Origin of the sequence: Limosilactobacillus panis DSM 6035, from assembly GCF_001435935.1 — a bacterium.
GTDB classification, from domain to species: Bacteria; Bacillota; Bacilli; order Lactobacillales; family Lactobacillaceae; genus Limosilactobacillus; species Limosilactobacillus panis.
In genome coordinates, this window is record NZ_AZGM01000021.1 from 1 (window position 1) to 11,365 (window position 11,365).

The following is an 11,365-nucleotide window of genomic DNA, read 5'->3' on the forward strand; positions in this document are numbered from 1 at the left end:
TAATCAATTACCTCCTACTCGATTCTCCGAATGTTACACAGTAATCGCGGAAAAAAGGCGCGCTCCTAGTGTCTAGTTACGGACAATCGCCGGCCCGTTCCGTGCCAACGATCGCCCTATACTAGCCATACGGAGCGCTCTGATGCTTTTTTCCCAGCTTCTTGTTTTATTTTATAAACATATTTTTGAGGCTTAGTGCAGGTTAATCCTTTTCCCGCTTTGTCCATTCACGGCTTAGAACACCGTAGATTCGTTCGACATCTCGTGAGGTCCCCCGCAGTTCATAGTTATCAAGGAATGGGGCGTTAAATAATTTTGCATACTTACGTGCGGTCAGGCAGTATTGCTCGTTGAAGTTTCGGTTTCCGCTACCGACGACACCAATGCAGTACTTAGCGTTATTACCCTCCTCAATGTATTCACCAAGGGAGTTAGTCATGATTTCAGTGAACCCAGAATCAATCCCGTTACCACCAGTCAAATAGGTGGGCACGAATACGAAAAAAGGTGCCAATTCGCTGGCGGGAAGAGTTTGTGGCTCGATTTCCTTAGCATGAATCAATGGGTTATTTTTGTTGATAATGTTTTGTTGTTTAGCAAACCTAGATAAGCGATTAATAAAAGAGCGGGTATTTCCTTCAAGTGAAATATAAAGGATGTTCATTGTTGTCATTTTAATTCCTCTTTCTGCACTAATTAAACTTTTAGCCACCTGTTTAACTATACGATAAAACAGGTAGGGCGGCATTAATTATCTTCGTCTTTTGCCTTTGTTGACCCTAATCTTTTGACCTTTAACCAGTCAATATACGAATTCTCGTAGTCCATAATTGTAATTTCTAAGCCGCTTAAAGTAATTTGATCACCTTCGCGAACGTGGTTATAGTTTTCCAGAATGTAACCGGAAAGCGTAACGGTATCACTATTCTCGGGCTCGTTAAGTTCCACGTTAAAGAAGCGTTCAAAGTCATAGATGGTCGTTTTGCCATCAACGTGGTAGGTGTCAGGACTTAACTGGGAGATCATGTTGTCAGCAACGTTATCAATCTCATCACGGACAGTTCCGAACAATTCCTCATAAATATCCTTGTCCGTTACGATTCCGCTGGTTCCTCCGTATTCATCGACGACGACAACCATTGGGACCCGAGTCCTAATCATCTGCTTGAGGACTTCAGTAATTGGTGTGTTTTCTGGCGTTGTCGAAAGGTGGCGAAGAACCTTTGCCAATGAGACGTTGCCGTTAGCCTGCTTTTGACGAACCAGGTCGTAGTTGAAGACGTAGCCCAGGATCTTATCCCGGTCATTATTGGCAACCACGGGAAGGCGACTGTACTTAGTCTGCAGGTATTCCTTCAGAGCGTCATTAACGGTCCTGTTGATGTCAATAACTGCCAGCTGGGTCCGATAGATCATAATGTCTTTGGCAACTTTGTCGTTAAAGGCAAAGGCCCGCTTCATGTAGACCAGGTCATTGTGCTCCAGGGCGCCACCCTTAACGGCGTTTCGCGATAGGCTAATAATCTCGCTTTGTGAGAGCACCTCGTCATTTTCATCTGCCGGCTTCATGCCCATCAAGCGGACAATTCCGTTGGCAGATGAATTGAGGAGCCAGACAAAGGGATAAAAGATCACGTGAAAGTAGTGGAGTGGCGTGACCGTCAGCATCAACATCTTGACTGGGATATCGATACTGATGTTTTTCGGAACAATTTCTGTCAGAACGACCTCAAAGTAGGTCAAAATCAGGACACCGACAATGGCACTGATGATGTGGGTCAGGTTGCTGTTGAGACCAACACTGGAGGTGTGAAGGGCGTCGACGAGTAACCCTTCGATAGTATCTTCACCAATCCAACCAAGGATAATCCCGCAGATGGAGGTCCCCACTTGGGTTGTTGATAGGTACTCGGTCAGGTTGGTAACCATCTTGATGGCTCGCGTAATTTTTACTGATGGCTTGTTACGTTTTGCCTGTAATTCTTCCAGGGCGGTTACCCGGGTTTGAACGAGGGCAAACTCGGCGGCGACGAAAAACGCTGCGAAAATAAAGGTAATGATGATAATAATGAAATTCATTAATATCTGACCATTATCCAAAATAGCATTCCTCATTTCTGTGTGAAAATAGTTACAATTTATTATTCTACATTATTTTGGATGAAAAGGCTTAAATATATTCCAATTTTAGGTAGTAATTGGCCAACTTTTCCCTGAATTGTCCAGAAAAATGCTAAAATTGAATGGTAATACTAAAGCCACTAACGGGGGATATTATTGTGAGTAGCGTTGTATTAAATGGGGTAACCTTTGAAGCTAAATCTGGTGACCAATTAGAGGACGTTTCAATGGGGTTGGTATCACCGCAGATGGTGGCCATTTGTAGCAGTGATGATGGTCCAGCTGCAGCCATTGACCAACTTTTGTTGAGCCAGGGAAATATTATTGATGGCTCTGTTGAAATTAATGGGCAGGACATCGCCAACTTCCGGCGGCACCCAGAGCGGGTGATGGCCTTCTTTGAAAATGTTCAGCTGAAGGGCAAGACGGTTGAAAAGGTCCTCCACCGGGCATTGCGGCATGTGAGTGGGGCCCTGGATGTTGAGCATACCCTCCAGATGCTTTTGCCCCTGGGAATTAAGTACAACATAAAGACGGCCATCCTCAGTGCGGTCCAGCAACAGGAACTAAAGATCATTATCCTGCTTGCCCTGCGTCGCCCCGTTGTGGTGTTGGGAGATGCGTTGGACGGCCTGACCGAAAAGTCCCGGCTGATAATTGGCAACCTTATTAAGGATTACACAAGGAAGACCGACTCCCTGGTTATTTTTACCAGTGACAATGTTTCAACAATGATGCGGTTTGCCAACACCATTTATTACTTCAACAGCAACCGCTTGACGTCGGCCCGGGACCTGACGATGAATGACGGGGTCGATTGCACGGTTACCGTTACCGGGACCGGCTTCCCCGTTGAAATGGCGGTTAAGCTGGGCGCCCACATGCTGGAAGAGGCGGAAAACGAAGTCCGCTTCCTGTTTACCGGCAACATCCAAGCCCTCTTGCCGCTCCTTGAACAGAGCACGATTACCGATGTCCGGATTGAGGACTCAACGGTTGAAGATGAATTGATGGCCTACTAAGAAGGGGTGATTTGATGGGCAGAACAGTAATTGTTAGTCGTCGCCATGACCAACTGAGTCGCCTGCTCATGGAACAGCTGTACGACGCGGTTGCCGTCAGCAGCTTTAAAGTTGAGTTTAAGCGTGGCGACCAGTTATGCTGGCTTGCCCAACCCGGTGACCCGGTTGACGATGAGGTCCAAGACCTGGCCAAGTTAATTGACCAGTCCATCTTTTTGACCCGCAAGATTGTCATGCTTTCAATGGCGGGGACCGCTGATGATGCGGACATTGGTCAGTTGAAAAAGTGGTACGGCAAGAGTGCTCAAGAGTACCTGTGGGCCCACCAGTATGCGGTTAAAATGATTGATGAGTTCGAACTGCCCTATACCATTGTCCGGGCCCTCCCAATTATGGCGACGACGACCAAAGCCAAAATCACGGCAGAAGGGCAGTCAATAACGGGAACGGGCGTTAGTGAACAAGCTCTAGCGAAGGTCCTTAGCCAGGTTTTGGATAGTGACCAGTACGATGGGCAGTCGATTGGTGTTTCAGCCGAAGACGAGGGGGATTACGATGATAGAAAATAATCAATACAAGCAGTGGCAAGAACAGTTAATCCACGTTAAGTTCCCACGCTGGAAGGAACTCCCGGCCCTGGGGTTGTACATTGACCAGGTAGTCACAATCGTTAATGAGCAACTTAGCGGGGTCGGTGTTGAACCGCTGACCAAGTCAATGGTTAACAACTACGTGAAGAAGAAAATCATCCAGGCACCTGTCAAGAAAAAGTACGCCGTTAACCAGTTGGTCGACCTTTTGATTATTGGCTTTTTCAAACCAAGCTTCTCAATTGAAGAAATTCGGCGGGGGATCGCCCAAGCAACACTGCAGTCGTATCCGCAACAGGCATACGACCGCTTTGTGACAATTCTTGACCAGAAGCTGGCGGGGAAAAAAGTGGCCGTGGAAAACGCAGATGCCCAGACCGTTGAACTGACGAGCCTAGCGATTGACGCGGTACTGGCCCATTTAAAAGCTATCCACCTAGTACGCGAGATGCGGTGCCAGCAGGCTCCTCAAGTAGTTGTTAAGAAAAAATAAATTAGTAAAGCCCTTAGCGCTCGTGAGCTGAATGCTAAGGGCCTTTTCTATTCAGCTATTGATTTTTCCTTTGCTTGTTCTCGTTTGCCGACATCAGTGGCAACGATCCGGTAGATGGCGGCGAAGAGGGGGACCGTCAGCATCATACCGAGAATTCCTGAAATACTCCCGCCGACAATGACAGCAGCAAATACCCAGACGCTGGGGAGCCCGTTGCTCTTGCCAACAACCAGGGGGTAAGTGACCCGGTTGTCAAACTGCTGGAGAAGGATGATAAAGACCAGGAAGATTCCCGCCTTGATTGGGGAAACGGCAAAAATCAGGACAACCCCTATACTGGCTCCCAGGATAGCCCCAATAATTGGAATTAGAGCGCCAAAGGCTGTGACCACGCCAATCATGGTGGCGTATGGCATCCGCAGAATGGTCATCCCGATAAAGCAGGCGATTCCCAGGAGGGCAGCGTCTTTACATTGACCGACGATGTAGCTGCTGTAACTATCGTCGAAGGTGTGAACGACGTACATCAGTGGGCGCTTAACCTTAGCCAGGTAGGTGTTGATTAAGCGGGAGAACTGGCGAGCCAGCATTTCCTTATAAATAAGGAGGTAAATGGAAAAGAAAAAGGCAATTACGGCCGTGGTGGCAACCGAGACAACGGAAGAGGCGGTTGACATGAGGGCCTTAAACGTGCCGCCAAAACCATAGGTCAGGTATTTTTGCGCCTTTGCCCAGGAAATGTGGCGGGGGTCAAAATTACGGAGGATCTTTTGGACATCGTCATTGTTCTCAAAGGTGGCAATGAAGCGGGTAATTACCCGGCTGTGGTTGGTGATCAAAAGCTGAATACAGTTGATGAGCTCCGGAATTACCAAGCGGATGACAATCGCCACAATCAGAAAAATGGTGAAGTAGGAAAGGAAAATCCCCCACAGGCGCTTAAACCGGCGGGCTTTTTTCTGCTTAAACAAGCGCAGGTACAGGCCTTCATACTGGCGCAGGAGGAGATTGACGATGTAGGCAATCATGCCACCAATCAGAAGGGGCGTAATGGCGCCCAAAAGCGTGCCTGCCCACTTGATGAAGTGGGGCCAAAAAATAATGGCCAGGTAGAGGATGAAGAGAGCGAGCACTAATGAGATGTGCTGCCTGTTAATGTATTTTTTCACGGTCAGTTTTTCTCCTTCTTACGCAGGTGGCGGGCAATTTGACACAGGTAAGCGTGACTATCCAACTGCTCTTGACAGTTGCTTTGGTCGCGTAGGTTAATCTCGTAAATACTGGTTGCATGGGGGTTAAGCAGGGGAAGGACTGGTGCCCAGTCGACCTTACCTGTCCCCAGGGTCAAGCTATCGTGAGTCAACCCCATCGAATCAACCAGGTGGTAGTGGACAACGGCTGGGGCGAGGTGCTTGAGGGAAGCCTGGAGGCCGCGGTTGTCACCATGTAGCCCGATGAAGCAGTGTGAGATGTCGAATGCCAGCCGGTAGTGGTGGCTTAAGATCTCGTCTTCCTCGTCCGGGTCACAATAGGCAAAGACGGGGGCAATCGAGTTTTCAAACATGATTTGGTCCCGTCCTGCCCGGGTAAAGCGGTCCAACCGCTGGTAAACGGCCTGGCGGGCAGATTCAACTGATGGGTATAAAGCGACCATGTGCTTGACTTGGTCACCAGAGTAGCCACCGTGAACGAGTACCTGGACGTGATAGTCATCAGCCAGGCGAATCAACTGCTCTGTAGTTGTCTCAATGAAGCGGTAGAGGTCAGGATACTCCTTTTCGGGAGCCACCACGTCAGAATGGTAACCGTGGAAGGTCATCGGGTGGTGGAGGACGATGTTTTTAATTCCCTGCGATTGGACGTATTGGATTGCCCGCGCCAGGTGACGGTAACCCTCGGGGGTAAAATCACGGGCGGCGGTAAAGAATTCGTAAACGTGGGGATGGTGTACTAGCCGGTCGTCGATTTGCTGACGGTCGCTGCTTCCCTTTAGCCCCAGCTGTGGTTGAAACATTTTAAAGACTCCTTTTTAATTCCTCGCTTCCATCATAGCAGATTTGACCAGTCGTAATGGAAGTCATCTAGATAATAATTTTGTTATAATTGATTTCAGTACCGATGATTCAAGAGGAAGTTAGATGGCAAATTCAGTGAAGAAATTTAAACAGGGCCCCTATTCAAAGCCGCCACTGGTTCTTGTCCCCATGATTCCCTTAGCCTGGGCTGGTGGCTGGATGACGATTACTAGCGCTTGGCAGGCGAGTGGTCGAATCCTGGCCCCTACCCAGGATTTGCAGGAATCCATCCTGCTACTCTCCGTTCCCGTCCTGATTGCCAATATTTACAACCTGCTACTCATTTACAACCAGCCAGCAATAGTCAAGCAGCAGGGGCACTACCAGGCTTTGGCAATAGTTAACGCGGTGGTAATGATTGCCGCTCTGGTCCTCGCTTGGGGCGCTCCCGGTCAGGTATTGGCCCCAGCGCGGCTGACAGTTTTAGGAGCAGTTTTTTTTTGGCCCTGACAAGTATTCAGGCCCTGCTGGGCAACTATTTCGCCCAGGTTACCCGGTTGACCAGTCCCCTCTTTATTCCCTTGCCGCTCGGGAGCGGGGCCCTTATTGTCGCTAGTTACTTGCTAGCATTGGTTACGGCAAACCACGGCGTGTGGCAGCGGGGACTCATCATTATTTGCCTGGGGGCCCTAGCAATCCTACTAATTGCAGTGGGCAAAATGATCCCCCGGATGTGGGCTCCACTAGTTACTCGTCGGAGCGGCACCTACCAGTTTTTGGCCGGCCTGGTGGTGACGGCCACCCTGGTGGCGGCTTTGGCGGGGACGGACAGTTTTGTAACCTACTGGGCGGGCGGTTACCAGACCCTTTTGATCCTGTGTCTGGCTAATAGCCTGGTCGCGGCCACTTTCGGACTAGCAATTCTGGCCGCAATGCAGCGTTACCAAAACGACTACCGGTACGGCAAGGCGGCCCGGCACCCTTATCGTTATGTCCTGTTAGGGTGCCTGACCTTTTTGCTGGCCCTACTGATGTTATTGTGGAAATTCTGAAGACGGGAGGAAATCTGATGGCAAGAGCAAAAATCCTAATTACTGGCGACATCCCGGAGGCGGGACTACAAGAATTACGACAAAATTTTGATGTCTTCGACAATGCAGCGGTTACCGACCGGTCGTGGGTCCTCCGCCACCTCCATGAATTTGATGGGATGATCCTTTCAGGAACTAAAGGGGATCGTGAACTCCTTGATGCCGGGACCAACCTGAAAATTATTTCGACTAAGGGGGATGGCTTTGATAACGTTGACATTGACTACGCAAAACAAAAGGGAATCGTGGTTGCCCACTGTTCCCGCAGTGTTCGCTACTCAACCGCGGAAACTGCCCTAGGCCTGATTCTGGCAACAGCCCGACGTTTTCACTTTTATGACCACGCAATCCGTGAGGGCAAGTGGCTCGACGTTTCCAACCCGAAGTATATGGGCATGAACCTGGCGGGGGAAACGCTAGGTATCTATGGTTATGGCGGGATTGGTGGCCAGGTTGCCAAGTTCTGCCAGGTCCTGGGGATGAAAGTCCTGTACAACAAGCGGCACCGCTTACCCGCTGAAGAGGAAAAGCAGCGGAAAATTGAGTATGCCGATTTTGCGACCTTGGTTAAAGAGGCCGATATATTAAGCCTCCACGCACCTGCAACCCCGGAAACTGCCGGAGTATTTAACAAAGCGGTCTTTAAGCAGATGAAGAAGACGGCCTTGCTGGTCAATGTTGCCCGGGGGAGCTTGGTTAAGGAGGATGACCTTGTCTGGGCCCTGGAAACAGGTGAAATTGCAGGTGCCGGTCTGGATGTTTACGAACACGAGCCCAAGGTTACTGCCGCGCTCCGTAAACTTGATAATGTTGTTCTGTTACCCCATGTGGGGACGGGAACCACAGCTGCCCGGGTTGCGATGGCCAAGGAGGCGTCGCAAAACCTCATTTCCTATCTCCGCGACGGGGTGGCAATTAATCAGGTAAATAAGTAAAAACAAAGCCGAGACCGGAGAATTTTTCTCTAGTCTCGGCTTTACTCTATCCTTTATTCCCAATTACAAATTCTTGTCTATGTTGAAGGTCAGCTTGGAAAGCTCTAGGCCATGCATGATTAGTTCGGCCATCAGCTTCTTGGTCCGCTTGGCCATTTCGGCAACCATTTCGTGGGTCCGGTCACTCAAAAATTGGTTGACTTCCTTAGGATTCATCCCCTCAACCTGGTGGGCAACTTTGTTTACCCACCGATAAAAGTATTCTCGGCTGTCCTTTAAGTAGTCGAGATCGGCCTGGGTAAATTCAGCGTGGTGGGATTCAACAATCATCGAGAGGGCCCGATACATCCAGTAGGCACTCTTGAAGTCCATGTTAAGCTTCTTTGGCGTCTCCCGGTAGCTAACGTCAATATCGTCGGCGTTACCAAAGAATGGAACATATGGAGTGAAGGTTGGCACCCCCAAGGCCATCCACATGATGGTGGAGGCCGCTTCGGGTAGGTCGTTGCGAATTTGCAGGACGTGCGAATTCTGGGTCCGGTTCAAGGAAATTGGCCGGAACATTTCCCGTTCTTGCTTGTTGCCCTCGTGACCCAGCGGATCGTAAGGGGTGCCTTGATAGTGACTGCTGAGGACATCTTGGACATCCTTTAAGGTCAACTTCCGGTCACTCCGCATGATGAAGGGCAGATCAAAGTTCAGCGGGTCCTGTTCAACACTTGGGTTGAGCAGTTTGTGGCCGTACCATTGCCGGGGCGTGTTGTAGTGCTGGTCAAAAACGTCAGCGGTCCCAAAGATATGGCGGAAGTTCCAACCGTGCTTGTCCGGGTTCAAATTGTTCTTCTCAACGAATTCTTGAATGCCGTCGGACCACATGAAGTTGGCCGGGTCATCGAAGTCAACCTGTTGGATAGCAATTCGGTTACCGGTTACGGCATACGCATCATCGGGGATTCGCTGGGCAACCCACTGGTGACCAGTGACGATTTCCATGTACCAGACATCGTTCTTGTCGGCGAAGATTACCCCGTTTCCTTCGGCAGAGCCATACTTAGCGATTAACTGACCGAGGTATTCAACCCCGTTCTTAGCACTATCGATGAACGGGAGGGTTGCTGCCACGATTAGGTCTTCGTTGATCCCGGTTTCGGTGTTCAAGGGGTCAACCGCCAGGACCCGCTCGTTTGCGTAGACACTTTCGGTCGCACTCATCCCCACGTTCTTTTCATTAAAGCCGCTCTCATCAAAGACCCCTTCTTTTTCGTAGTTAACGTTTGGGGTCCCCTGGTAACGGTAACCATCGGCAGGACGGTCAACCACACACTTATTAAGGTAGGCCTTTACCTGGTTCGGGTGGTTATGGTAGGCCGGGTAAGTGACAAAGCGTTGAGGAGTAAGGGGAGCGAAGGTATCATCGTTCCGGGCCGCCATGACGGAGCCGTCAATGGTTGCGCTCTTCCCAACAAGGACCGTTGTACAAGCGGATAAGTTCTTCTTCATTTCTTCAAAACCTTTCTTTTATTAAGATACTTATACTTTAAACTTATTCAGAAAACGGGTCAATTACTACACCCGGTGTTACTTTTGCTCAAGGTCGGCAAACTTAGCGTGGACGAGCTTGGCAAGGTCGGTGGCATTCAGGCAGACGGACCGGCCAATCTTACCAGACGAAACGTAAATCTCCCCCTGTTCCTCGGCAACCTGGTCGATGAAGATTGGGTACTGGTACTTTTCGTAAATCCCCACGGGTGTATTGGCACCGTGGACGTAGCCGGTTGTCTTCAGGAGTTTCTTTAAAGGCACCATGTTGACCTTCTTGTTACCGGAGACCTTGGCGAGCTTCTTTTCGTCCAGGTGGGTATCAATCGGCAAGACCCCCACGAGCGGCCCGGTGACGTTTCCGGACAGGACCAGGGTCTTGTAGACGGTATGCTCATCGACCCCAGTGTGGTCCACGGTCATTGTCCGCACGTCCCCATCCTGGTGGGTTGGAAATTCTGCCTGCTTATATGCAATCTTATTTTTGTCCAGGATTTGCTCAACCTGGGTCTTTTTCAACTTGCTTTTTTCGTTCTTTTTGCTCATAATAAAACTCCCTTTTTTAATCTGGAACGGACCAATATTTCACAAAAAGGTCCCAATTTGAAATAGGTCTGTTATACTAGTAGTGAAATAAGCGGGACACATCGACCGGAGGAGTTAACGACATGGCAGATTTAGTATATAGCTCCGTAATGCGCGATATAAAGCAGAAAATCTTGAAGAACCAATACGAGGGGATGCGCCTCCCCGACGAGCGAAGCCTCAGTGAAACCTACGGGGTAAGCCGGAGCTCAATCAAGCGGGCCCTGGGAATTCTTGCCCAGCAAGGGATTATCTTTAAAAAGCGGGGGTCAGGAACCTTCATTAACCCCCTGTACTTGAAGAACCAGTCCCTCTTTCACTATGAGGGTAGCAATTTGGGGGTTACTGATAGTTTTCAAGTTGCCGGTAAGAAGCAGCGTATTCAGTTGCTCAACTACCAAGTTATTCCCGCTAGTGAAGATATTCAAGAGGAACTCTTCCTTAATGATAACGATTTTGTATACCAAATCAAACGGCTACGCTTGATTGACGACCAGCCGTTTATGATTGAGACCGGCTTTATTCCTATTAAGATTGTACCGACCCTGTCACTAGCGATTGTTAACAGCTCAATTTTCAACTACCTGGAAGATAGTATGGGTAAGCGGGTAACCAAGTCATTTACAACCATCAGCGTGGCCCCCTCAACAGTAGACGACCAGAAACTGCTAAAACTTAAGCCCACGGAGCCGGTTAGCATCATGGACGGGGTCTTCTTTTTAGACGATGGAACCCCGTTTGAGGTTTCAAGCATGCGGATCCACTACCAGTACATGCGGTATAGCACATTCATTAACTTAGACCAGGAAGGATAGAGAGAAGCTGGGGAAAGTACGTTTTTTTTCCGCGATTACTGTGTAATATTCGAAAAGCCAAAAGGGGTTGGTGGGAAAACTTTTTTCCCACCAACCCCTTTTATTAGTGCGCCCGGCATGGGTATTAGCTAGGTGGTGAAAGTCCACTATGGGCCGTAG

The 11,365-nt window shown here is 49.3% G+C and carries 13 protein-coding genes; 7 read left to right on the forward strand and 6 right to left on the reverse strand.

Features of this window, described 5'->3' with window-relative positions; translation table 11 throughout:
• Window positions 1–202 precede the first annotated feature (202 nt).
• Window positions 203–673, reverse strand: a complete 471-nt coding sequence (gene nrdI / locus FD32_RS01370; protein WP_047769718.1) for a class Ib ribonucleoside-diphosphate reductase assembly flavoprotein NrdI — start codon at window positions 671–673, stop codon at window positions 203–205.
• A 74-nt stretch (window positions 674–747) separates the two neighbouring features.
• Window positions 748–2,115 (reverse strand): hemolysin family protein, encoded by a 1,368-nt coding sequence (locus tag FD32_RS01375; RefSeq protein ID WP_082126079.1) that lies wholly within the window; start codon window positions 2,113–2,115, stop codon window positions 748–750.
• Between the two features lie 164 nt (window positions 2,116–2,279).
• Between FD32_RS01375 and FD32_RS01380 the strand changes: the two genes are divergently transcribed.
• From FD32_RS01380 to FD32_RS01390, 3 genes are read left to right on the forward strand one after another with little or no spacing between them, the layout of a single operon-like run.
• On the forward strand, window positions 2,280–3,143 hold the full coding sequence (locus FD32_RS01380; RefSeq protein ID WP_047769713.1) for an energy-coupling factor ABC transporter ATP-binding protein: 864 nt from the start codon (window positions 2,280–2,282) through the stop codon (window positions 3,141–3,143).
• Window positions 3,144–3,157: 14 nt separating this feature from the next.
• Window positions 3,158–3,712 (forward strand): NAD(P)H-binding protein, encoded by a 555-nt coding sequence (locus tag FD32_RS01385; RefSeq protein WP_047769712.1) that lies wholly within the window; start codon window positions 3,158–3,160, stop codon window positions 3,710–3,712.
• A complete protein-coding gene (locus FD32_RS01390) occupies window positions 3,699–4,226 on the forward strand; it encodes a DUF1836 domain-containing protein (RefSeq protein WP_047769710.1) in 528 nt (175 codons plus the stop codon). Before FD32_RS01385 ends, FD32_RS01390 begins: the two co-directional genes overlap by 14 nt.
• Before the next feature lie 47 nt (window positions 4,227–4,273).
• Here FD32_RS01390 and FD32_RS01395 read toward each other — a convergent pair whose 3' ends face one another.
• A complete protein-coding gene (locus FD32_RS01395) occupies window positions 4,274–5,395 on the reverse strand; it encodes an AI-2E family transporter (RefSeq protein ID WP_047769707.1) in 1,122 nt (373 codons plus the stop codon).
• A 2-nt stretch (window positions 5,396–5,397) separates the two neighbouring features.
• Entirely contained in the window at window positions 5,398–6,240 is an 843-nt protein-coding gene (locus FD32_RS01400; RefSeq protein WP_047769705.1) for a TIM barrel protein, read from the reverse strand.
• Between the two features lie 124 nt (window positions 6,241–6,364).
• On the opposite strand from FD32_RS01400, the gene FD32_RS01405 reads away from it, so the two are divergent.
• Genes FD32_RS01405 through FD32_RS01415 form a run of 3 tightly spaced genes read left to right on the forward strand, consistent with a single transcriptional unit; the run spans window position 6,365 to window position 8,267 of the window.
• Entirely contained in the window at window positions 6,365–6,751 is a 387-nt protein-coding gene (locus FD32_RS01405; RefSeq protein ID WP_047769703.1) for a hypothetical protein, read from the forward strand.
• Window positions 6,742–7,293 carry a hypothetical protein gene (locus FD32_RS01410; protein WP_047769701.1) on the forward strand — a complete coding sequence of 184 codons (552 nt, stop codon included), beginning with the start codon at window positions 6,742–6,744 and terminating at the stop codon, window positions 7,291–7,293. The genes FD32_RS01405 and FD32_RS01410 overlap by 10 nt, the downstream gene beginning before the upstream one ends.
• A gap of 17 nt (window positions 7,294–7,310) precedes the next feature.
• On the forward strand, window positions 7,311–8,267 hold the full coding sequence (locus FD32_RS01415; RefSeq protein WP_047769699.1) for an NAD(P)-dependent oxidoreductase: 957 nt from the start codon (window positions 7,311–7,313) through the stop codon (window positions 8,265–8,267).
• Between the two features lie 63 nt (window positions 8,268–8,330).
• Here the strand turns inward: FD32_RS01415 and FD32_RS01420 are convergent, their stop codons facing one another.
• Together FD32_RS01420 and ybaK are read right to left on the reverse strand one after the other, a co-directional pair.
• Window positions 8,331–9,767 carry a C69 family dipeptidase gene (locus FD32_RS01420; protein WP_047769697.1) on the reverse strand — a complete coding sequence of 479 codons (1,437 nt, stop codon included), beginning with the start codon at window positions 9,765–9,767 and terminating at the stop codon, window positions 8,331–8,333.
• Window positions 9,768–9,845: 78 nt separating this feature from the next.
• On the reverse strand, window positions 9,846–10,352 hold the full coding sequence (gene ybaK / locus FD32_RS01425; RefSeq protein WP_047769696.1) for a Cys-tRNA(Pro) deacylase: 507 nt from the start codon (window positions 10,350–10,352) through the stop codon (window positions 9,846–9,848).
• A gap of 122 nt (window positions 10,353–10,474) precedes the next feature.
• Here ybaK and FD32_RS01430 point away from each other — a divergent pair, with 122 nt between their 5' ends.
• On the forward strand, window positions 10,475–11,206 hold the full coding sequence (locus tag FD32_RS01430) for a GntR family transcriptional regulator (protein WP_047769694.1): 732 nt from the start codon (window positions 10,475–10,477) through the stop codon (window positions 11,204–11,206).
• Window positions 11,207–11,365: the final 159 nt, after the last annotated feature.

Bases quoted from the DNA above. Each gene is read 5' to 3' on its own strand.
- nrdI (WP_047769718.1), bottom strand. From the start codon at position 673: ATGACAACAATGAACATCCTTTATATTTCACTTGAAGGAAATACCCGC.
- FD32_RS01375 (WP_082126079.1), bottom strand. From the start codon at position 2,115: ATGAGGAATGCTATTTTGGATAATGGTCAGATATTAATGAATTTCATT.
- FD32_RS01385 (WP_047769712.1), top strand. From the start codon at position 3,158: ATGGGCAGAACAGTAATTGTTAGTCGTCGCCATGACCAACTGAGTCGC.
- FD32_RS01390 (WP_047769710.1), top strand. From the start codon at position 3,699: ATGATAGAAAATAATCAATACAAGCAGTGGCAAGAACAGTTAATCCAC.
- FD32_RS01400 (WP_047769705.1), bottom strand. From the start codon at position 6,240: ATGTTTCAACCACAGCTGGGGCTAAAGGGAAGCAGCGACCGTCAGCAA.
- FD32_RS01405 (WP_047769703.1), top strand. From the start codon at position 6,365: ATGGCAAATTCAGTGAAGAAATTTAAACAGGGCCCCTATTCAAAGCCG.
- FD32_RS01415 (WP_047769699.1), top strand. From the start codon at position 7,311: ATGGCAAGAGCAAAAATCCTAATTACTGGCGACATCCCGGAGGCGGGA.
- FD32_RS01420 (WP_047769697.1), bottom strand. From the start codon at position 9,767: ATGAAGAAGAACTTATCCGCTTGTACAACGGTCCTTGTTGGGAAGAGC.
- ybaK (WP_047769696.1), bottom strand. From the start codon at position 10,352: ATGAGCAAAAAGAACGAAAAAAGCAAGTTGAAAAAGACCCAGGTTGAG.
- FD32_RS01430 (WP_047769694.1), top strand. From the start codon at position 10,475: ATGGCAGATTTAGTATATAGCTCCGTAATGCGCGATATAAAGCAGAAA.